Source organism: Nocardioides soli (assembly GCF_014191495.1).
In the GTDB taxonomy this organism is placed as follows: domain Bacteria; phylum Actinomycetota; class Actinomycetes; order Propionibacteriales; family Nocardioidaceae; genus Nocardioides; species Nocardioides soli.
Window position 1 is genome coordinate 1,347,161 of record NZ_JACHWR010000001.1, and the last position, 19,144, is coordinate 1,366,304.

The 19,144-nt window shown below is 72.8% G+C and carries 22 protein-coding genes; 11 read left to right on the forward strand and 11 right to left on the reverse strand.

Annotated elements, in window-relative coordinates:
• The 5 genes from FHU40_RS06825 to FHU40_RS06845 are packed head-to-tail and all read right to left on the reverse strand — an operon-like array spanning position 1 to position 5,364.
• A complete protein-coding gene (locus FHU40_RS06825; protein ID WP_183591471.1) occupies positions 1 to 1,239 on the reverse strand; it encodes an HtaA domain-containing protein in 1,239 nt (412 codons plus the stop codon).
• On the reverse strand, positions 1,226 to 2,350 hold the full coding sequence (locus tag FHU40_RS06830; protein ID WP_183591472.1) for a hypothetical protein: 1,125 nt from the start codon (positions 2,348 to 2,350) through the stop codon (positions 1,226 to 1,228). Before FHU40_RS06830 ends, FHU40_RS06825 begins: the two co-directional genes overlap by 14 nt.
• Positions 2,323 to 3,159 (reverse strand): heme ABC transporter ATP-binding protein, encoded by an 837-nt coding sequence (locus FHU40_RS06835; protein ID WP_183591473.1) that lies wholly within the window; start codon positions 3,157 to 3,159, stop codon positions 2,323 to 2,325. Before FHU40_RS06835 ends, FHU40_RS06830 begins: the two co-directional genes overlap by 28 nt.
• Positions 3,156 to 4,232: a FecCD family ABC transporter permease gene (locus tag FHU40_RS06840; RefSeq protein ID WP_183591474.1), complete on the reverse strand. Its 1,077-nt coding sequence runs from the start codon at positions 4,230 to 4,232 to the stop codon at positions 3,156 to 3,158. Before FHU40_RS06840 ends, FHU40_RS06835 begins: the two co-directional genes overlap by 4 nt.
• Positions 4,233 to 4,251: 19 nt before the next feature.
• Positions 4,252 to 5,364 carry a heme/hemin ABC transporter substrate-binding protein gene (locus tag FHU40_RS06845; RefSeq protein WP_183591475.1) on the reverse strand — a complete coding sequence of 371 codons (1,113 nt, stop codon included), beginning with the start codon at positions 5,362 to 5,364 and terminating at the stop codon, positions 4,252 to 4,254.
• Between the two features lie 108 nt (positions 5,365 to 5,472).
• Here FHU40_RS06845 and FHU40_RS06850 point away from each other — a divergent pair, with 108 nt between their 5' ends.
• Genes FHU40_RS06850 through FHU40_RS06865 form a run of 4 tightly spaced genes read left to right on the forward strand, consistent with a single transcriptional unit; the run spans position 5,473 to position 8,108 of the window.
• Positions 5,473 to 6,135 carry a biliverdin-producing heme oxygenase gene (locus FHU40_RS06850; protein WP_183591476.1) on the forward strand — a complete coding sequence of 221 codons (663 nt, stop codon included), beginning with the start codon at positions 5,473 to 5,475 and terminating at the stop codon, positions 6,133 to 6,135.
• Positions 6,136 to 6,191: 56 nt separating this feature from the next.
• On the forward strand, positions 6,192 to 6,596 hold the full coding sequence (locus FHU40_RS06855) for a MerR family transcriptional regulator (protein ID WP_183591477.1): 405 nt from the start codon (positions 6,192 to 6,194) through the stop codon (positions 6,594 to 6,596).
• Positions 6,593 to 7,597, forward strand: a complete 1,005-nt coding sequence (locus FHU40_RS06860; RefSeq protein ID WP_183591478.1) for an aldo/keto reductase — start codon at positions 6,593 to 6,595, stop codon at positions 7,595 to 7,597. The genes FHU40_RS06855 and FHU40_RS06860 overlap by 4 nt, the downstream gene beginning before the upstream one ends.
• 58 nt (positions 7,598 to 7,655) lie before the next feature.
• Positions 7,656 to 8,108: a VOC family protein gene (locus FHU40_RS06865; protein ID WP_183591479.1), complete on the forward strand. Its 453-nt coding sequence runs from the start codon at positions 7,656 to 7,658 to the stop codon at positions 8,106 to 8,108.
• Here the strand turns inward: FHU40_RS06865 and FHU40_RS06870 are convergent.
• Complete coding sequence (locus FHU40_RS06870; protein WP_183591480.1) at positions 8,068 to 8,535, reverse strand: SRPBCC family protein; 468 nt, start codon at positions 8,533 to 8,535, stop codon at positions 8,068 to 8,070. The two genes, FHU40_RS06865 and FHU40_RS06870, sit on opposite strands and share 41 nt — an antisense overlap.
• A 41-nt stretch (positions 8,536 to 8,576) precedes the next feature.
• Here FHU40_RS06870 and FHU40_RS06875 point away from each other — a divergent pair, with 41 nt between their 5' ends.
• Positions 8,577 to 10,214, forward strand: a complete 1,638-nt coding sequence (locus FHU40_RS06875) for a phospho-sugar mutase (protein ID WP_183591481.1) — start codon at positions 8,577 to 8,579, stop codon at positions 10,212 to 10,214.
• Between the two features lie 58 nt (positions 10,215 to 10,272).
• Here FHU40_RS06875 and FHU40_RS06880 read toward each other — a convergent pair whose 3' ends face one another.
• The gene (locus tag FHU40_RS06880; RefSeq protein ID WP_183591482.1) at positions 10,273 to 10,926 is read right to left on the reverse strand and encodes a hypothetical protein; all 654 of its coding nucleotides are present in this window, start codon (positions 10,924 to 10,926) and stop codon (positions 10,273 to 10,275) included.
• 52 nt (positions 10,927 to 10,978) lie between these two features.
• Here FHU40_RS06880 and deoC point away from each other — a divergent pair, with 52 nt between their 5' ends.
• Genes deoC through FHU40_RS06905 form a run of 5 tightly spaced genes read left to right on the forward strand, consistent with a single transcriptional unit; the run spans position 10,979 to position 15,299 of the window.
• Positions 10,979 to 11,953: a deoxyribose-phosphate aldolase gene (deoC, locus tag FHU40_RS06885; RefSeq protein ID WP_343057763.1), complete on the forward strand. Its 975-nt coding sequence runs from the start codon at positions 10,979 to 10,981 to the stop codon at positions 11,951 to 11,953.
• A gap of 6 nt (positions 11,954 to 11,959) precedes the next feature.
• The gene (locus FHU40_RS06890) at positions 11,960 to 13,393 is read left to right on the forward strand and encodes an aldehyde dehydrogenase family protein (protein WP_183591484.1); all 1,434 of its coding nucleotides are present in this window, start codon (positions 11,960 to 11,962) and stop codon (positions 13,391 to 13,393) included.
• On the forward strand, positions 13,390 to 14,271 hold the full coding sequence (locus FHU40_RS06895; RefSeq protein ID WP_183591485.1) for an aldehyde dehydrogenase family protein: 882 nt from the start codon (positions 13,390 to 13,392) through the stop codon (positions 14,269 to 14,271). Before FHU40_RS06890 ends, FHU40_RS06895 begins: the two co-directional genes overlap by 4 nt.
• A gap of 6 nt (positions 14,272 to 14,277) precedes the next feature.
• Positions 14,278 to 14,889, forward strand: coding sequence for an ATP-binding protein (locus tag FHU40_RS06900; RefSeq protein ID WP_183591486.1), 612 nt, complete (start codon positions 14,278 to 14,280; stop codon positions 14,887 to 14,889).
• The gene (locus FHU40_RS06905) at positions 14,886 to 15,299 is read left to right on the forward strand and encodes a hypothetical protein (RefSeq protein WP_183591487.1); all 414 of its coding nucleotides are present in this window, start codon (positions 14,886 to 14,888) and stop codon (positions 15,297 to 15,299) included. The genes FHU40_RS06900 and FHU40_RS06905 overlap by 4 nt, the downstream gene beginning before the upstream one ends.
• 47 nt (positions 15,300 to 15,346) lie before the next feature.
• Here FHU40_RS06905 and FHU40_RS06910 read toward each other — a convergent pair whose 3' ends face one another.
• The 4 genes from FHU40_RS06910 to FHU40_RS06925 are packed head-to-tail and all read right to left on the reverse strand — an operon-like array spanning position 15,347 to position 18,580.
• Positions 15,347 to 15,730 (reverse strand): SHOCT domain-containing protein, encoded by a 384-nt coding sequence (locus FHU40_RS06910; protein ID WP_183591488.1) that lies wholly within the window; start codon positions 15,728 to 15,730, stop codon positions 15,347 to 15,349.
• 54 nt (positions 15,731 to 15,784) lie between these two features.
• Positions 15,785 to 17,002 (reverse strand): cation:proton antiporter, encoded by a 1,218-nt coding sequence (locus FHU40_RS06915; RefSeq protein ID WP_183591489.1) that lies wholly within the window; start codon positions 17,000 to 17,002, stop codon positions 15,785 to 15,787.
• Entirely contained in the window at positions 17,002 to 17,478 is a 477-nt protein-coding gene (locus FHU40_RS06920) for a DUF3592 domain-containing protein (protein ID WP_183591490.1), read from the reverse strand. The genes FHU40_RS06915 and FHU40_RS06920 overlap by 1 nt, the downstream gene beginning before the upstream one ends.
• A 1-nt stretch (position 17,479) precedes the next feature.
• On the reverse strand, positions 17,480 to 18,580 hold the full coding sequence (locus tag FHU40_RS06925) for an adenosine deaminase (RefSeq protein WP_221199521.1): 1,101 nt from the start codon (positions 18,578 to 18,580) through the stop codon (positions 17,480 to 17,482).
• Between the two features lie 34 nt (positions 18,581 to 18,614).
• Here FHU40_RS06925 and FHU40_RS06930 point away from each other — a divergent pair, with 34 nt between their 5' ends.
• Complete coding sequence (locus FHU40_RS06930) at positions 18,615 to 19,067, forward strand: MaoC family dehydratase (RefSeq protein WP_183591492.1); 453 nt, start codon at positions 18,615 to 18,617, stop codon at positions 19,065 to 19,067.
• Positions 19,068 to 19,144: the final 77 nt, after the last annotated feature.

Below are 19,144 nucleotides of genomic sequence, written 5' to 3' on the forward strand. Positions count from 1 at the left end.
CTAGGGTCGGCGCGGACGGCCGACGGGGACGAGCAAGGTGAGTGCGGCCGCGATCAGCAGGCCGCCGCCGAGCCACCAGATCCAGGTGGCGTCGGACGCGGGTTCGGCCGGGGCGGCCGACGTCTGGGGCGCCGCGACCAGCTGTGCGGCGAGCGGGAGCGCCATGTCCACCGCCGGCGCCTCGGCGGTCGGCACCGCGGGCACGGAGGGGGCGGCCGGCGGAGCGACAGCGGGTGGCGCGGGTGCGGGCCGGGCGGTCACCGTCGCCGTGACGGTCACCGGCGGCGGCACGATCGGGTTGTCGAGGGGCTGCTTGGTGGCCGTCTCGCTCGGCGTCGGCTCGACCGGCTCCTCCTCCGCGGCCCCGAAGCCGACGGAGACGGGCAGCGGGACCTTGAACCCGTCGGTCGACGCCCCGCTGGAGAGCCAGAACGCCGCGGTGCCGAGCTGGTTCATGTAGTCGACGAACGACTGCGGGAACGAGCCGAAGGCCGGACCTCCGGGGACCTGACCGACCCCGGTCACCTCGGTGCCGAGGTACGCCGGGGTGGCGCTCAGGCCGGTCTCGCCGAGCGTGACGTCGGGCAGGTCGGCGACCGTCACCCGGGCGGCGGGGACGGGCGCCCACTGGGTCGGGTCGTCGACCGAGGAGGCGTACCCGGAGAGCGTCGCGGTCAGCGTGCCCCGCCCGTCGGCCACGTCGAGGACCGGGTCGGAGAGCGCGAAGAACGACATGCCGGAGTAGTAGAGGATCGTGACGTCGCCGTCCCACGTCACCTGGGCGGTGCCGGCGGCGAGGTCGACGGTGCCCGTGCCGGCGCCGAAGACGAAGCGGTGCTTGCTGAACGTGCCGGACGTCGGCGATCCGAGTGGCTTGCCCCGCTCGTCGGTGCGCAGTCCCTCCCACGTGGCCGGCTTCCAGGCCTTGCCGTTCCACTTCTCGATCGAGACGTCGCCGACGGCCTGCTTCCAGCGCGACTTCGGCAGCGTGGTGCCGCCCTTGCCCGGGTCGGGCACCGTGCCGGCGGCGAAGAAGTTGAAGGTGTCGGGCGCGAAGGCGCGGTTGCTGGACTCGTCGTTCACACCCCACCGGAGCGTGACGCCGTCGAGCTCGACCGGCCCGGCCGAGGAGGTCGGGCTCTCGCTCGGGCCGGGATCGTCGGCGACGGCGGGTACGGCGAGCAGGACGCAGCCGACCGCGGCGAGCAGCGCGCCCGCGATCCGCTCACGCCGCCGCACGACGCTTGCCCTTCCAGGTGCGCACGCCGAGGCGCAGGACGGCGAGCAGCAGGACCAGCGCGGCGGCGCCCGCGAACAGCCAGGCGGCCCTCGTGTCCTCCTCCGCGGCCCGCGGCTCGACGCTGTCGGTCGTCGTCCCGGACGCCTGCACGGCGAAGCTGACGGTGGGAGGCTCCGGCACGCCGTACAGCCGCAGCTCGTGGGTGCCCGGGCCGGTGTCGGCGGGGAGCGTGATGATGCCGGCCAGGCTGCCGTCGCTGCCGGCCAGGAAGGGCCCGGCGCCGGAGGCACCGTCGTCGAACACCGCCGAGACCTGGGCACCGGGCGGTAGGCCGGTCGCGCTGAAGGCGAGCACGTTGCCGGCCACGGCCGACTCCCGGTCGACCTCGAGGGCCGCCGGCTTGGCGGCGCCGGGCTTCGGGTTCGCGCCCTCCCCGGGTGCCGTGCTCGGGGCGGACGGGGCGTCGGTCTCGACGGGGTCGGCGGTCGAGCCGTCGGTCCCGGTCGGCGTCGGCGTGGCGGCGCCGCTCGCGCCTCCCACGGCGCCGATCGTCACCGGCGTGAAGGTTTCGTTGGGCGGGCTCTTGACGCCGTGCGCACCGATCGTGATCACGCCGCAGGTGAGCTTGCGGCAGTCGACGGTGCGCACCGCACCGTCGCGGTCGTAGGTCTGGAACGTCGCGCCCGGCACCACGACCTGGGTCGACCAGGAGCCGGCGGCGGTCATGGTGCCGCCGTTCGCCGAGGAGGCGGTGTCGGAGCCGGGGAAGGCGACGTACTTCTGGAAGCCCTGGTTGGCCTTGGCCTCGTCGTCGGGCACGTAGAAGTAGTCCTGGCCGGTGACGCCGCCCTTGCTGGGCTGCCACCCGGGCCGGACGGCCCCGAAGAACACGTAGAGCCCGCCGTGCCCGCCCTTGACCGACTGGAAGCCGGAGCCGGACACCCGCAGGGTGGTGGCGTACGTCGGGTCGATCTTCGCCTGCCCCTCCGGGTTGGCGACGGTGACCCGCGACGCCGCGTGCGCGGGCGTCGCCACCAGGACGGTGCCGGCGACCACGGCCCCTGCGATCAGGGTCGCCGCGATCAGGCGTGCGGCCACGGCGTGGCGCATCGGACCTCCTCCCCCGCGTGCGACTCCACCGCACGCGTCCGGACCGGCACGACGAGCAGCGCGCCGGCATGGTCGATCACCTCGACCGGGTGCTCGTAGACCTCGGTCAGCAGCTCGGAGGTGAGCACGTCTCGGGGCACGCCGTTGGCGCAGACCCGGCCGTGCGCGAGCATCACGATCCGGTCGGCGTACGCCGCCGCGAGCGACAGGTCGTGCAGCACCACCACGACCGCCGCGCCGGCCTGGGCGGCGGAGCGGGCGACCGCCAGCAGCGACTCCTGGTGGCGGATGTCGAGCGCCGCGGTCGGCTCGTCCAGCATCAGCACCGGCGTCTCCTGCGCCAGCAGCCGGGCGAACGACGTGCGGGCCTGCTCGCCACCCGACAGGGTCGGGTAGAGGCGGGCGGCGAACTCGACCACGTCGGCGCGCTGCATCGACTCGGAGACCACCCGCTCGTCGTCGTCCTCGCGCGCGGTGCGGTGCCAGGGCGAGCGGCCCATCTGCACGACCTCGCGGACCCGGAAGCCGAAGGCGAGCCCCTGCTTCTGCAGCTGCACGCCACGCTGGCGGGCCAGCTCGCGGGCGGCGTACGCCGGGAGCGGCTTGTCGTCGAGCGACACCCCGCCCACGGTCGGCTCGATGTCGCCGGCCAGCACGCCGAGCAGCGTCGACTTGCCGGCGCCGTTGGGCCCGACCAGCACGACGAGCTCGCCGCCGCGGATGTCGACGTCGACGTCGCTGAGGATCGGGTTGTCGTCGTAGCGCACGCCCACGCCGCGGGCGCTGAGCAGGGGGCCGGTCCGGCTCATGCCCAGCCTCCCGCGGTACGCCGGGCGCGCCGGATCAGCCAGAAGAAGAACGGTCCGCCGACCAGCGCCGTGAGCATGCCGATCGGCAGGTCGGCGTAGGCGATCAGCGTGCGGGCCCAGAGGTCGGCGAGCACCAGCAGCACGGCGCCGCCGAGCGCGCTCGCGGGCACCAGCAGCCGGTGTCCGGGCCCGGCGACCATCCGGATCAGGTGCGGTACGACCAGGCCGACGAACGAGATGATGCCGCAGAACGCGACGGCCGCGGCGGTCAGCACCGCCACCACGACGATGGTGGTCATCCGCAGCCGCTCGACGTCGACGCCGACGTGCCGGGCGGCCCGGTCGCCGAGGGCGAGCAGGTCCAGTCGCGGCGCCAGGAAGAGCGCGGCACCGAGGCCGACCGCGGCCATCGGCGCGACCACCCCGACGTACTCCCAGCGGGAGCCGTTGAGGCTGCCGAGCTGCCAGAACACGATCTCCTCGCGCGCCTGGGTGTCGCCGAGGAACATCAGGAACGCGAGCCCCGCGCTGGCGACCGCGTTGACCGCGATGCCGGTCAGCACCAGCGTCACCACCTCGGTGCGGCCGCCGTCGCGGGACATCGCGTAGACGAGGAGGGTCGTCAGCAGGCCGCCGATGAAGGCGCAGATCGCGACGGTCCAGGTGCCGGCGAAGGTGAGCTCGAAGACGATGACGGTCGCCGCCGCGACGGCCGCGCCGGCCGAGACGCCGACGACGCCGGGCTCGGCGAGCGGGTTGCCGAAGACTCCCTGCATCAGCGCGCCGGCCGTGGCGAGACAGGCCCCGGCGAGCGCGGCCATCACCACGCGCGGGAAACGCACCTGCCACAGGGTGTTCTCCCCCTGCGGGTGGTGCGGCACCGGCCCGAGATCGAGGCCGAGCTTGTGCAGCACCGAGCCGAGCACCTCCGAGGGCGGTACGTCGAGCTGGCCGTGGCCGGCCGCGAACACCAGCGAGACCACGAGGGCGATCGAGAGTCCGCCGAGCAGGCCGATCCGGCCGGCCAGCGCGCGGATGCCGGCGCGCTGGTGCTCGACGACGGCGGCCGTCATGCGAAGTCCCCCGAGGTGCTCACGCTGCCCCCGGGGCGTAGACGGCGACGGCGAGGGCGTCGAGCACGCTGGCGGAGATCGGCCCGAAGCCGAGGATCTGGGAGTCGTCCATGGTCACGAACCGACGGTGCTCGCCGGCCGGGGTCTGTGCCAGGGCCGGAAGTCGCTCGAGGAGCCCGTCGACGCCCCCGGCCGAGTCGAGCCCGCCGCTCATCATCAGCACCAGGTCGGGCTGCGCGGCGACCAGGCCCTCGTCGGTGAGCGGCTTCATGCCGTTCCAGTCGATCTCCTCGGCCACGTCGTACCCGCCGATGGCGTCGATGAGCGAGTCGGCGCCCGAGCCCTCGCCGAACATGTAGTAGACGCCCGACTGCCCGCGCACGTAGAGGAAGACGGTCCGCAGCCGCTGGCCCCGGTCGGCGGGCGCGATCTCGGCGATCTCGGCGGTGACGGCGTCGATCTGCTGCTGGGTGCGCTCCGCGAGGGCCTTGCCGGCGTCGGACACCCCCAGCGAGTCGGCGACCGCGCGGATCAGCTCGGCCGCGTTGTCGAGGCCGCGGTGGGAGTCGAGCACGACGACCGGGATGCCGGAGTCGCGCATCTGGAGGATGACGTCCCACGGCCCGAGCGAGGTGTCGGTGATGATCAGCGTCGGATCCAGGCCCAGGATGGCCTCGGCGTTGAGCTCGTGGCCGTTCTGGGTGACCAGCGGCAGGTCGTCGGCCTCGGGGAACTCCGTCGACACGTCGCGGCCGACCAGGTTGTCACCCAGGCCGAGCTCGAAGACGGTGCGCGACAGCGTGCCGTAGACGTCGAGCGCGAGGACCCGGCTGGCGTCCTGCACGGTGACCTTCGTGCCCTGGGCGTCGGTCACCGTCACCGGCAGCTTCGGGGTGGGGTCGTCGGCCACCGGGTCGACCGGGGTCTCGGCGACGGCGGTGACCTCGCCGTCCCAGTCCCGCACGTCGTCGAGCGGCGTCACCTCGGAGAGCGGCGGCGTACTGCCCGCGGAGACGGCGGCCGTGCGGTCGCCCTCGGCCGGGTCCGCCTTCGACGACAGCCCGCACGACGCCAGCAGCCCGACCATCACCACGGCGCCCGCGACCGCGGCCGTCCTCACCCCACCACCCATGACGACAAAGGTAGCACTAACTAAGGCATGCCTTACCTAAAGGTCTGTGTGTATATTACGATCCTGACAATCTGTCGCAACATCAACCTCGACCCATCTGGAGCCGCCATGACCGTCCTCGACCGCACCACCGACCTCAATCTGTCGGCGGCGATGCGCGAGGGCTCACTCGCCGAGCACCAGGCGGCGGAGGACTCGAAGTTCATGGCCGACCTGCTCGGCGGCCGGGTCAACGAGCAGGGGTACGCCGACTACCTGCTCCGCCTGCGCGGCGTCTACGCGACGCTGGAGCAGACCGTGCACACCCACCGCGACGACCCGTCCGTCGCCGCGGTCCGCGACGACGCGCTCGAGCGGCTGGCCGCGATCGACGCCGACCTCGACCACTGGGCTCCCGACGGCCCCCGCACCGTCGACTCCCCCGCCACCGACGCCTACCGGCAGCGGCTGGTCGAGGCCGCCGAGCAGTGGCCCGCGCTGCTGGTCGCCCACCACTACACCCGCTACCTCGGCGATCTCTCCGGCGGCCAGGCCATCGGCCGGATCCTCGACCGGACGTTCGAGCTCGGCGGCGCCGGCATCGCCTTCTACGACTTCCCGGAGATCGAGAAGCCGAAGGTCTATAAGGACGGCTACCGGGCCCGGCTCGACGCCCTCGACCTGGACGCCGACGAGCGGCTGCGGATCGTCGCCGAGGTCAAGCTCGCCTTCCGCCTCAACCAGGCCCTGTTCGCCGAGCTCGGCGAGAACCTCGAGGCGTACGCCCGCTGACCGCGGTCGCCTCGCGGCGGTTGACCTGGAGTGCGCTCCAAGGGCGAGACTGAGGCGTGAGCTACTCGATCGCCGAGGTCGCCGAGCTGACCGACCTGACCCCGGACACGCTTCGCTACTACGAGCGCGACGGCCTGATGCTGCACCCGGTCGACCGGTCCGCGACCGGGCACCGGCGCTACACCGACGGCGACCTCACGTGGATCAACCTGCTCACCTGCCTGCGGGGCACCGGCATGCCGATCCGCGACGTCCGCCGGTACGCCGAACTGGTGCGCTCCGGCGAGGGCACGGAGCAGGCGCGCCTCGACCTGCTCCGTGCGCACCGGGTACAGGTGCTCGCCCGGCTGGCGGAGGTGCAGGAGCACCTCGGTGCCATCGACCGCAAGATCGGGATCTACAGCGCGAAGCTCGAGGCCCTTGACCTGGAGCGCACTCCAGGCGCTTCAGTGGACACATGACGATCCAGCACCGCACCCTCGGGACCCAGTCGCCCCTCACCGTCTCCGCGCTCGGCCTCGGCTGCATGGGCATGTCGGAGTTCTACGGCACCTCGGACGAGGCCGACGGTATCGCCACCATCCACCGTGCCCTCGACCTCGGCGTCACCTTCCTCGATACCGCGGACATGTACGGCCCGTTCACCAACGAGCGGCTGGTCGGCAAGGCGATCGCCGGCCGTCGCGACGAGGTGCAGCTCGCGACCAAGTTCGGCAACGAGCGTCGGCCCGACGGCACCCGTGTCGGCATCAACGGCCGCCCCGAGTACGTCCGCGCCGCGTGCGACGCCTCGCTCCAGCGCCTCGGTGTCGACCACGTCGACCTCTACTACCAGCACCGCGTGGACCGGACCGTGCCGATCGAGGAGACGGTCGGCGCGATGGCCGAGCTGGTCGAGGCCGGCAAGGTCCGCCACCTCGGGCTCTCGGAGGCGGGCGCCGACACGATCCGCCGGGCCCACGCGACGCACCCGATCACCGCGCTCCAGACCGAGTACTCGCTCTTCACCCGCGACCTCGAGGACGAGATCCTCCCGACGCTGCGCGAGCTCGGCATCGGGCTGGTGCCCTACTCCCCGCTCGGCCGCGGCATCCTCACCGGGGCCATCACCTCCGACGACTCCCTGGAGGAGGGGGACTCCCGGCGCTCGGCGTACTTCCCCCGGCTCAACGGCGACAACCTGCGGGCCAACCTCGCGCTGGTCGACGCCGTGCGCGCCATCGCCGAGGCGAAGGGCTGCACGCCGGGCCAGCTGGCGCTGGCGTGGGTGCTCGCCCAGGGCGGCGACGAGGTCGGCGTCGCGCCGATCCCCGGCACCAAGCGGGTCCGGTACCTCGAGGAGAACGTGGGGGCCGCCGACGTCGAGCTCGGGTACGACGACCTGACGGCGCTCGCCGAGGCCGTCCCGCGCGGCGCCGTCGCCGGTGACCGGTACGGCGACATGAGCTCGATCGACGCCTGAGCGCCGGGGTGTCCGACGACCCCTGCCGGGTGTCGGTGCCGACGCCTACCGTGGTGACATGGTCACCTGGCAGCTCACCATCGACGCCAACGACCCGAACCGGCTGGCCCGGTTCTGGGCCCCGCTCCTCGGCTACGAGCCGCAGCCGCCTCCGCCGGGCCACGCGTCCTGGGTCGACTGGTACCGCTCGGTCGGCGTTCCCGAGGAGGAGCTCACCGACATCGGTCCCGACTACTGCGACCGGCTCCACGACCCGTCCGGCGAGGGGCCGACGATCTGGTTCCAGATCGTCCCCGAGGGCAAGACGGTCACGAAGAACCGGCTGCACCTCGACGTCTACCCGGGCGGCCGCGACAAGACGCGGCCGATGGAGCAGCGTCGCCGCGAGGTCCAGGAGACGGTCGACCGCGTGGTCGCCCAGGGCGCGACGGTGGTCCGCAGCGTCCTCGACGAGCACTCCTGCTTCGCCGTCATGCAGGATCCCGAGGGCAATGAGTTCTGCGTGAGCTGAGCGCGAGACGGGCCCGCAGGCCGTAGGCGCAGCCTCGCATCATCCGCTCGTGGTTCCAGCGCAGCAGCGGCCGCGCGAGGTACGCCGCCGCGCCCAGCCAGCCCCGCACCCGGACCTCCTGCTCGAAGTCGAGACGGGTCCCGGCCGGCACCGGGGTGAGCGCGAAGCGCACCGCCCCGGCCAGGTCCCCCGAGACCTCCACCTCGAGGTGCGCGGCCGAGCGCGAGACCGCGTGCAGCACCAGGTCGAGGGTGTAGGGCAGCGCCGAGCGGCAGAGCACCCGGGCGTCGTCGGGGCCGAGCGAGGCGACCGCCACGACCTGCGGCCACCAGGCCGGGTAGTGCTCGAGGTCGACGAGCACGGCGTGCACGCGCGCCGGAGGCGCGTCGATCTCCCAGCTGTCCCGGAAGGCGAAGGAGGCCCGCATCCTCGTATGGTGCCCCCTATGAGCACACAGGGGACCCCCGCATGAGTGACCTGCTCGCCGCCGCTCGGGCGTGGGCCGCCGACGATCCCGACCCGCAGACCCGCGCCGAGCTGGAGGCGGTGATCGCCCGGGTCGAGGCCGGGGCCGAGAGCACCGACCTGGCCGACCGCTTCGACGGCACCCTCGAGTTCGGCACGGCGGGGCTCCGCGGCGAGCTCGGCGCCGGGCCCAACCGGATGAACCGCGTCGTCGTCACCCGCGCCGCGGCCGGGCTCGCGGCCTACCTGCGCGACACCGGGCACGGGAGCGGATCGGTCGTGATCGGGTACGACGCCCGGCACAACTCCGACGTCTTCGCCCGCGACACCGCCGAGGTGATGACCGGCGCCGGGCTCACGGCGTACCTCCTCCCCCGACCGCTGCCCACCCCGGTGCTCGCGTTCGCGATCCGCGAGCTCGGCTGCGCGGCGGGCGTGATGGTCACCGCCAGCCACAACCCGCCGCGCGACAACGGCTACAAGGTCTACCTCGGCGACGGCAGCCAGATCGTGCCGCCGGCCGACACCGAGATCGCGGCGCGGATCGCCGCCGTGGGCCGGGTCGGTGACGTGCCGCGCGGCGGCGCCGGCACCGTGCTCGGCGAGGAGATCGTCGACCGCTACCTCGACACCACCGCGACGCTGGTCGGCGACGGGCCCCGTGACCTCGACATCGTCTACACGCCCCTGCACGGGGTCGGCGGCACGTCGGTCGAGCGCGTGCTCGAGGCCGCCGGCTTCGCCGCGCCCGCGGTGGTCGAGCAGCAGGAGCAGCCGGACCCGGAGTTCCCGACGGTGGCCTTCCCCAACCCGGAGGAGCCGGGTGCGATGGACCTCGCCCTCGAGCTCGCCGAGCGCCGTGGCGCCGACCTGGTGGTCGCCAACGACCCCGACGCCGACCGCTGCGCCGCGGCGGTGCCGGGCCCCCAGGGCTGGCGGATGCTCCGCGGCGACGAGGTCGGCGCGCTCCTGGCCCACGCCCTGCTCGCGCGCGGCAAGCGGGGCACCTACGCCTGCAGCATCGTCTCCTCGAGCCTGCTCTGGAAGCTCGCGGCCGCCGCCGGCCAGCCCTACGCCGAGACGCTCACCGGCTTCAAGTGGATCAGCAAGGTCGAGGACCTCGCGTTCGGCTACGAGGAGGCGCTCGGCTACTGCGTCGACCCCGAGCACGTGAAGGACAAGGACGGCGTCTCCGCGCTGCTCCTGCTCTGCGAGCTCGCCGCGGCCGCCAAGGCCGACGGCCGCACCCTGGTCGACATCCTCGACGACATCGCCCTGGCCCACGGCCTGCACGCCACCGACCAGCTCTCGGCGCGGGTCACCGACCTCGGCGAGATCGCGGCGGCCATGGACCGGCTCCGGACGACTCCCCCCAGCGAGCTGGGTGGGCTCGCCGTCGAGCGCGTCGACGACCTCAGCACCGGCAGCGCAGACCTGCCCCCGACCGACGGGCTGCGCTACCGGCTCGCCGACGGCGCCCGCGTCATCGTGCGCCCGAGCGGCACCGAGCCCAAGCTCAAGTGCTACCTCGAGGTCGTCGTACCCGTGGACCCCGACGCCGGCGTGGACGCCGCCCGGATCGCGGCCGCCGGCCGCCTCGACGCCCTGCGCGACGACGTCAAGGCCGCGGCCGGCATCTGACGGTGGTTGAGGTGCGAGCGGAGCGAGCCTCGACACCACCGCCGACGCGGGCGACCGCTCAGTGCACGACCAGCCACACCACGAACGCCACCACCAGCGCGACCGACGCGCCGATCTCGGGCCAGGCCCAGGTACGGCGTACGTGGGCGGCCAGCACCTGCAGCTCGGGCGAGCCCTGCCGGAGGCCGGCCCGCTCGCGCGCGGACTTCGCGAGGTGGGCGATCCGGGACTCCACGAACGCCTGGTGCACGCTGGACTCGAGGGGCGCGTCGCTCACCGGGTCCCGCGGCTCGAGCGCGTCGAGCCGCGGCTGCTCGATCCCGCCGCGCGGCTGGACCCGGTTCTTCGTCAGGTGCCGCAGCGAGTAGCCCACCACCGGCGACACCAGGGCGCGCTCGCCCACCGTCACCGTCAGGACCTGCCTCACCTGCACCCGGTCGATGGCGGCGAGCGGCACCCGGTCGGTGTGGAACATGCCGCGCATCACCAGGTCGCGCTCGGTCACCCACAGCGCCGGGCGCAGCAGGGCCGCCCAGACCAGCACCGCGCCGAGCACGGCGACGATCGCGACCCCGAGCGCCGTGCCGCTGTCCCGGCCGATCACGGCGAGGACCAGCACGACCCCCGCCGTCACCAGACCGAGGATGCCGCTGAAGCGACCGCTGGTGGGCTGGAAGCGCTCGACCACCCGGTCGCCGGTCTGCTCGGTCATGTCGTGCTCTCAAGGTTGTGGTACTGGGCTCGGCCAACCCTATGCTGGCCCGGTGAGCGGAACTTCCACCATCCCCGACCCAGGTCTCGCGGACGCGACCCGTTCGGAGGCCGCGCTGCGCCGGTTCCTGCACGGACTGCCCGGTGTCGACCAGGTCGGCGCGGAGGCGCGGGCGGCCGGCCTCGGGACGCGTTCGATCAAGACCAGCGCCAAGGAGTTCGCGCTGGACCTCGCCATCCGGATGGTCGACCTGACCACGCTGGAGGGGCAGGACACCCCCGGCAAGGTCCGGGCGCTCGCCTCGAAGGCGATGCGGCCCGACCCGGCCGACCCGACCTGCCCGGCGGCCGCCGCCGTCTGCGTCTACCCCGACATGGTCGCCACCGTGAAGGAGACGCTGGGCAGCTCCGGGGTCAAGGTTGCCGCGGTCGCGACGGCATTCCCGAGCGGTCGCGCGGCACTCGACATCAAGCTGGCCGACACCCGCGACGCGGTCGAGGCCGGCGCCGACGAGATCGACATGGTCATCGACCGGGGTGCGTTCCTCGCCGGCCACTACCAGCAGGTCTTCGACGAGATCGTCGCGGTCAAGCAGGCATGCGCCCGGGCCGACGGGGAGGACGCGCACCTCAAGGTCATCTTCGAGACCGGCGAGCTGCAGACCTACGACAACGTGCGCCGGGCGAGCTGGCTCGCGATGATGGCCGGCGCCGACTTCATCAAGACCTCCACCGGCAAGGTGCAGCCGGCGGCGACGCTGCCGGTCACGCTGATCATGCTCGAGGCGGTCCGCGACTTCCGCGAGCAGACCGGCACGATGGTCGGCGTCAAGCCCGCCGGCGGCATCCGCACCGCCAAGGACGCCATCAAGTACCTCGTCATGGTCAACGAGGTGGCCGGCCCGGACTGGCTCGACCCGGACTGGTTCCGCTTCGGCGCGTCCACGCTGCTCAACGACCTGCTGATGCAGCGCACCAAGATGACGACCGGCCGCTACTCCGGTCCCGACTACTTCACGCTGGACTGATCACCGATGACTAATCCGTTCGAGTACGCCCCCGCTCCCGAGTCCCGGAGCATCGTCGACATCAAGCCGTCGTACGGCCTCTTCGTCAACGGTGAGTTCACCGAGGGCCACGGTACGTCGTTCAAGACGATCAGCCCGGCCACCGAGGAGGTCCTCGCCGAGATCGCGGAGGCCGACGAGGCCGACGTCGACGCGGCCGTCAAGGCGGCCCGCAAGGCCTACGAGAAGGTCTGGGGCCCGATGTCGGGCCGCGAGCGCGCCAAGTACCTCTACCGGATCGCCCGGATCATCCAGGAGCGCAGCCGCGAGCTCGCCGTGCTCGAGTCGATCGACAACGGCAAGCCGATCAAGGAGTCGCGCGACGTCGACGTGCCGACCGTCGCGGCGCACTTCTTCTACTACGCCGGCTGGGCCGACAAGCTCGCCTACGCCGGCCGCGGCACCGACCCGAGGCCGCTCGGCGTCGCGGGCCAGATCATCCCGTGGAACTTCCCGCTGCTGATGCTGGCGTGGAAGATCGCGCCGGCGCTCGCCTGCGGCAACACGGTCGTGCTCAAGCCGGCCGAGACCACCCCGCTGACCGCGCTCCTCTTCGCCGAGATCTGCCAGCAGGCCGACCTGCCGCCGGGCGTGGTCAACATCGTCACCGGCGCGGGCGCGACCGGTCAGGCGCTGGTCTCGCACCCGGACGTCGACAAGGTCGCGTTCACCGGCTCGACCGACGTCGGCAAGGCGATCGCCCGCGCGGTCGCCGGCACCGAGAAGCGGGTCACGCTCGAGCTCGGCGGCAAGGCCGCCAACGTCGTCTTCGACGACGCCCCGCTCGACCAGGCGGTCGAGGGCATCGTCAACGGCATCTTCTTCAACCAGGGCCACGTCTGCTGCGCCGGCTCCCGCCTGCTCGTGCAGGAGTCGGTCGCCGACGAGCTGCTGGCCAAGCTCAAGCGCCGGATGTCCACGCTGCGCGTGGGCGACCCGCTCGACAAGAACACCGACATCGGCGCGATCAACTCCGCCGAGCAGCTCGCCAAGATCCGCGAGCTGTCGGAGATCGGCGAGGCCGAGGGCGCCGGCCGCTGGTCGCCCGCCTGCGACCTGCCCGAGACCGGCTTCTGGTTCCCGCCGACGCTCTTCACCGGCGTCTCGCAGGCCCACCGGATCGCCCGCGAGGAGATCTTCGGCCCGGTGCTCTCCGTGCTCACCTTCCGGACGCCCTCGGAGGCCGTCGAGAAGGCCAACAACACGCCGTACGGTCTCTCCGCGGGCGTCTGGACCGAGAAGGGCTCGCGGATCCTGTCCATGGCCAACCAGCTGCGCGCCGGCGTCGTCTGGGCCAACACGTTCAACAAGTTCGACCCCACCAGCCCGTTCGGCGGGTTCAAGGAGTCGGGCTACGGTCGCGAGGGCGGCCGCCACGGTCTGGAGGCCTACCTCAAGTGAGCCCAACCAACAGCAGAGTCGACGTTCGCAAGACCTACAAGCTCTACATCGGCGGCGCGTTCCCGCGCTCGGAGTCCGGGCACTCCTACGAGGTGGCCGACAGCTTGGGGAAGTTCGTGGCCAACGCCGCCCTCGCCTCGCGCAAGGACGCCCGTGACGCGGTCGTCGCGGCCCGCAAGGCGCAGGCCTCCTGGGCCGGCCGCACGGCGTACAACCGCGCGCAGATCCTCTACCGCATCGCCGAGGTGATGGAGGACCGGCGGCCGCAGTTCGTGCAGGCGACCCAGCAGTCCGAGGGGCTGACCGCCGCAAAGGCCGAGAAGGTCGTCGACGAGGCCATCGACCGGCTGGTCTGGTACGCCGGCTGGGCCGACAAGATCACCCAGGTCGTCGGCAACGCCAACCCGGTGGCCGGGCCGTTCTTCAACCTCTCCACCCCCGAGCCGACCGGCGTGGTCGCGGTGCTCGCGCCGCAGCGCTCCTCGCTGCTCGGCCTGGTCAGCGTCGTCGCGCCCGTCATCGTCACCGGCAACACCGCGGTCGTGGTGTCGTCGTACGAGCGGCCGCTGCCGGCGGTGACCTTCGCCGAGGTGCTGGCGACCTCCGACGTGCCCGGTGGCGTGGTCAACCTGCTCACCGGCTCGGCCGCGACGATCGCGCCCTGGCTCGCGGCCCACATGGACGTCAACGCCATCGACCTGACCGGCATCGCCGGCGAGCCCGCGCTCGCCACGGAGCTCGAGGTCGCGGCGGCCGACAACCTCAAGCGGGTACGCCGCGCGCCGGCCGTCGAGCCCGACTGGACCCTCGACCCGGGCCTGGAGCCGATCACCGCGTTCCTCGAGATCAAGACCGTCTGGCACCCGATCGGCATCTGACCGTCCGTGCACGCCCGGGTGATCGTCCTGGCCGGTCCGTCGGGCGCCGGCAAGTCCCGCCTCGCCGAGCGCACCGGCCTGCCGGTGCTGCGCCTCGACGACTTCTACAAGAGCGGCGGCGACCCCACGCTCCCCCTGATCACCGAGGGTCCGAACGCCGGCATCGTCGACTGGGACGACCCCGAGTCGTGGCTGCTCGACGACGCCATGGCGGCGCTCGACGAGCTGTGCCGCACCGGGCGCGCGGACGTGCCGGTCTACGAGATCGCGCGGAACGGCCGCTGCGGCTGGCAGACGCTCGACCTCGACGGGCACGACCTGTTCGTCGCGGAGGGCATCTTCGCGCAGGAGATCGTGTCCCACTGCCGGGAGGCCGGGCTGCTGGCCGCGGCGTACTGCGTGCGCCAGCACCCGATGGTGACCTTCTGGCGGCGCCTGACCCGCGACCTGCGCGAGCACCGCAAGCCCCCGCTGGTGCTGGTCCGCCGCGGTCTCGCACTGCTGCGCGACCAGCGCCGGGTGGTCGGCCACGCCGTCGAGTGCGGGTGCCGGCCGGTGACGCCGGACCAGGCCTACGCCGACCTGGACCGGCTGGCGGGGCAGGACGCCGCGCGATGACCGACTGGCCGCGGCAGCCGGACTCCCGCACCTGCGGGCCGTCGGTCGTCGTGGTCGCCCGGCTCCTCGACCACGGGCTCCCGGAGCCGTGGCCGGGCTTCCGCGACGAGGTACTGGCGATGCACCGCCGGCTCAACCGGTGGTGGCCCCGGGCACTCGGCACGACACCGTGGGCGGTCGCCCGCGTGCTCGGGGGCCGGGTCCGCCGCTACCGGCGCGCGGACGTGCTCGCCGCGCTCCCCCGGCGGGTGCCGGTCTACCTGGGCAGCCGGTGGCTGCCCCGCCACGTCGTCCTGGTCCTCGACGAGCGGGACGGGGAGCCCCTGGCCTACGACCCCGCGCGCGGGGTGGTCGCACCGCTCTCCACATCGCGCTGGAAGCACGCCTGGTTCGCGGTGCTGCCGGACTGAGCTCCTCCTGGCGGGCTGCCGCCAGGAGGAGCTTCCGGCGAGGCAGCTCAGCCGAGCGCCTTGGCCTTCAGCGACTCGTACTCGGCCTGGTTGATCGTGCCGGCGTCCAGCAGTGCCTTGGCCCGGGCGATCTCCTCGGCGGGCGAGCCGGCTCCGGAGGACACCGACCGGATGTAGGCGTCGGTGTCGGCCTGGGCGGCCTTCATGGCGGCGACGTTGCGCTCGGCCATGCCGTGGCCGCGGGCGATCAGGTACACCAGTGAGGTGATCAGCGGGAGGATGATCAGGAAGAAGACCCACACCGCCTTCATCCAGCCGCTGGTGCCCTTGTCGCGGAACAGGTCCGTCAGGATCTGGAACAGCACAACCAAGTAGGCCATGAGCAGGAAGAAGGAGATGATGAACCAGAAGAAGTCCCAGAAGCTGTCCACAGCGTTCCTCTCAGGTGCGTCGAGGCCGGTTCCGGCCCCGGTGTCGCGCCGAGGCTAGTCGGGCCCGGAGTCGGCGGGGCTCACCTGAACCGGGTGACTGCGCCCCGCCAGCAGCCGCTGCGCGAGGAGCGGACAGATCAACACGCTCAACGCGCCGCCGGCGACCAGCACCGACGCGTTGGTCGTCGTCATCTCGCCCGCGTCGACGGCCACCGAGGTGACCGCGACGATGATCGGCAGCCCGGTCGCGGCGAAGAGGGCCATCGCCGCGCTCTCGCGGCCGTCGAAGACCCGGCGGCCCGCCTCCCGCTCCGTACGGGTCGCGATCAGGACGCCGCCGCCGCGCACCAGCAGGATCATGCCGAGGAAGGCCACGAGCGCGACCGGCTCCTCGACGACCGCGCGCGGGTCGATCGCCATCCCCGAGGTGATGAAGAAGACCGGGATCAGCAGCCCGAAGGCGAGCCCCTCGAGCTTGTGCTCCAGGCTCTCGTGGCCCGCCGGCAGCAGGCCGCGCAGCACGAAGCCGGCCGCGAACGCCCCGAGCACGACGTCGAGGTCGAAGAGCGCCGCCGCGACGCCGAGCGTGACCAGCAGCAGCACGACGAGGCGGACCTGGGTCTGGCCGGAGGTCTCCGCCCCACGGCGTACGGCGGCGAGCAGGGCCGAGCCCTCCCGGCTGATCCGCGCCGAGAAGCGGTGCACGAGCACGGCGACCGCGAAGAACGAGGCCAGGACGAGCAGCGAGGCGACCAGCCCGCGGCTGCCGAGGAGCACCGCCATCGCCACGATCGGACCGAGCTCGCCGTACGCGCCGTGGTTCATCAGCGTGCCCCCGAAGCGGGTGCCGAGCAGGCCGCCGTCCTTGAGGATGGGCAGCAGCGTGCCGAGGGCCGTCGAGGTCAGGGCGATCGCGACCGCGATCTCCGCGTGGATGGCGTCGGCCAGGCCGATCAGGAAGATCAGGGTGAGTGCGACCGCGAAGCAGCCCAGCCAGGTGATGAGCGCGCGGCGGCCACCCCGGCCCACCAGCTCGTCCACCTCGACCTCGTAGCCCGCGAGCAGGAAGAGCATCCCGAGCCCGAGCTCGCGCAGGATGGTGACGCCCTCGCCGGCGGCGGCGAGCTCGAGCACGTTCGGCCCGATCAGCACCCCGAGCACGAGCAGCAGCACGACCTCGGGCACCCGGCCACGCAGCAGCAGGCCGGCGAGCAGCGGGGCGAGCACGGCGCAGAGGGTGATCCAGAAGATCGACTCCGCCGCCCCGGGCATCAGGAGGTCCAGACGACGAGGACCAGCACCAGCCACGCCGCGGCGACGCCGAGCGCGAGCAGCAGCACGCCGTAGCCGAGCACGAACCAGGTCCGCCCGGCGCCCTCCAGGCCGCCCTGGGTCGCCGCCACGTCGACCCGCTCCGGGCGCTCGGGGTCGTAGGCCACGTCGAGCTCGTCGCCGACCCGCGGCGGCGGCGCGGGCACGTCGGTCAGCGTCTGCGCCTCCACCGGGCCCGCGGCGCCGTCGGGGACGAAGGAGACCCGCGGGAAGTAGCGCGTGTCGGGCTCACCCCCCAGGCTGAGGTCCTTGGCCTCCAGGCCCACGACGGTCGCTCGCACCGCGACCGCCCGGGCGCGGAACCGCTGGGCGGTACGACGGACCACCTGTCCCTTGAGCAGCAGCCCGCCCGCGACCAGCAGCAGCACCAGCGCGGAGCCGAGCAGCAGCACGGTCGGGACGTAGTGGATCCTCACCTCACGTCTCCTCCCGCAGGGCGGCGTACGCCGGCTTGATATGGTCCTGGATGAGCGCCAGCCGCTCGTCGAAGGGCAGGAACGCCGACTTCATCGCGTTGACGGTGAACCACTCGAGGTCGCGCAGGCCGTAGCCGAACGCCTCGACGAGCGACCACATCTCGTGGGTCATCGAGGTCTGGCTCATCAGCCGGTTGTCGGTGTTGACCGTGACCCGGAAGCGCAGCTTCTTCAGCAGCCCGATCGGGTGCTCCGCGATCGACTCCGCCGCCCCGGTCTGCACGTTGGACCAGGGGCACATCTCGAGCGGGATCCGCTTGTCGCGCACGTACGCCGCGAGCCGGCCGAGCTCGACCGAGCCGTCGTCGTGGACGGTGATGTCGTCGATGATGCGGACCCCGTGGCCGAGCCGGTCGGCCCCGCACCACTGGATCGCCTGCCAGATCGACGGCAGGCCGAACGCCTCGCCCGCGTGGATGGTGAAGTGGAAGTTCTCCCGCTGGAGGTACTCGAACGCGTCGAGGTGCCGGGTGGGCGGGTAGCCGGCCTCGGCGCCGGCGATGTCGAAGCCGGCCACCCCGCGGTCGCGCCAGGCGACCGCGAGCTGGGCGATCTCCATCGACCGGGCCTGGTGCCGCATCGCGGTGAGCAGCTGGCGCACCACGATCCTGCCGTCGGTGGCCGCCACGCCCTGGTCGAAGCCCTCCTGCACGGCCGCGACGACCTCCTCGAGGGTGAGGCCGGTGCCGACGTGCTGCTCGGGGGCGTAGCGGATCTCGGCGTACACGACGCCGTCGGCCGCGAGGTCCTCCACGCACTCGCGGGCGACCCGGGTCAGGGCCGGCCCGGTCTGCATCACGGCGACGGTGTGGTCGAAGGTCTCGAGGTAGCGCACCAGCGAGCCCGAGTCGGCGGCCTCGGCGAACCACCGGCCGAGCGACTCCGCGGTCAGGGGGGCGGTCGGCTCACCGCCCACGTCGGGCAGTTGATGGCCGCAGTCGGCGGCCAGCTCGATGATGGTCTGCGGCCGAAGTCCGCCGTCGAGGTGGTCGTGCAGCAGCACCTTCGGCGCCCGGCGTACCTGGTCGTGGGTCGGCGTCATGAACTGATCCAACCAGAACCGATACGTTGGCGGCATGCGCGTCTTCACGACTCTCGACGAGGTGTCGGCCGCCGCCGGCGAGGAGCTCGGCACCTCGGACTGGCTGACCATCGACCAGGAGCGCGTGGACCGGTTCGCCCAGGCGACCGGCGACCACCAGTGGATCCACGTCGACGTGGAGCGCGCGGCGTCCGGCCCCTTCGGCGGCACCATCGCCCACGGCTACCTGACGCTGTCCCTGGTGCCCTTCCTGGGCAGCCAGGTGGTGAGCTTCGAAACACCCGGCGCCAGGCTCAACTACGGCACCAACAAGGTCCGCTTCCCCCACCCCGTGCCGGTCGGCTCGCGGATCCGCGCCCACGTCGCCCTCGGCGACGTCACGGACCTGCCGAGCGGCAAGCAGGCCGCGATCCGCTACACCATCGAGATCGAGGGCGTCGCCAAGCCCGCCTGCGTCGCCGAGACGGTGGTGCTGCTCCTGCCCTGAGCCGCTGCCCTGAGTCGGTGGTTTCGAGGCTCAGGCGCCAGAGCGCCTTCGCACCTCAACCACCGACACGGTGGTTG

Excerpts from the sequence above, each read along its gene's own strand:
- FHU40_RS06830 (WP_183591472.1), bottom strand. The coding sequence starts at position 2,350 with ATGCGCCACGCCGTGGCCGCACGCCTGATCGCGGCGACCCTGATCGCA.
- FHU40_RS06835 (WP_183591473.1), bottom strand. The coding sequence starts at position 3,159 with ATGAGCCGGACCGGCCCCCTGCTCAGCGCCCGCGGCGTGGGCGTGCGC.
- FHU40_RS06840 (WP_183591474.1), bottom strand. The coding sequence starts at position 4,232 with ATGACGGCCGCCGTCGTCGAGCACCAGCGCGCCGGCATCCGCGCGCTG.
- FHU40_RS06845 (WP_183591475.1), bottom strand. The coding sequence starts at position 5,364 with ATGGGTGGTGGGGTGAGGACGGCCGCGGTCGCGGGCGCCGTGGTGATG.
- FHU40_RS06850 (WP_183591476.1), top strand. The coding sequence starts at position 5,473 with ATGACCGTCCTCGACCGCACCACCGACCTCAATCTGTCGGCGGCGATG.
- FHU40_RS06860 (WP_183591478.1), top strand. The coding sequence starts at position 6,593 with ATGACGATCCAGCACCGCACCCTCGGGACCCAGTCGCCCCTCACCGTC.
- FHU40_RS06865 (WP_183591479.1), top strand. The coding sequence starts at position 7,656 with ATGGTCACCTGGCAGCTCACCATCGACGCCAACGACCCGAACCGGCTG.
- FHU40_RS06870 (WP_183591480.1), bottom strand. The coding sequence starts at position 8,535 with ATGCGGGCCTCCTTCGCCTTCCGGGACAGCTGGGAGATCGACGCGCCT.
- FHU40_RS06875 (WP_183591481.1), top strand. The coding sequence starts at position 8,577 with ATGAGTGACCTGCTCGCCGCCGCTCGGGCGTGGGCCGCCGACGATCCC.
- FHU40_RS06880 (WP_183591482.1), bottom strand. The coding sequence starts at position 10,926 with ATGACCGAGCAGACCGGCGACCGGGTGGTCGAGCGCTTCCAGCCCACC.
- FHU40_RS06890 (WP_183591484.1), top strand. The coding sequence starts at position 11,960 with ATGACTAATCCGTTCGAGTACGCCCCCGCTCCCGAGTCCCGGAGCATC.
- FHU40_RS06905 (WP_183591487.1), top strand. The coding sequence starts at position 14,886 with ATGACCGACTGGCCGCGGCAGCCGGACTCCCGCACCTGCGGGCCGTCG.
- FHU40_RS06915 (WP_183591489.1), bottom strand. The coding sequence starts at position 17,002 with ATGCCCGGGGCGGCGGAGTCGATCTTCTGGATCACCCTCTGCGCCGTG.
- FHU40_RS06925 (WP_221199521.1), bottom strand. The coding sequence starts at position 18,580 with ATGACGCCGACCCACGACCAGGTACGCCGGGCGCCGAAGGTGCTGCTG.
- FHU40_RS06930 (WP_183591492.1), top strand. The coding sequence starts at position 18,615 with ATGCGCGTCTTCACGACTCTCGACGAGGTGTCGGCCGCCGCCGGCGAG.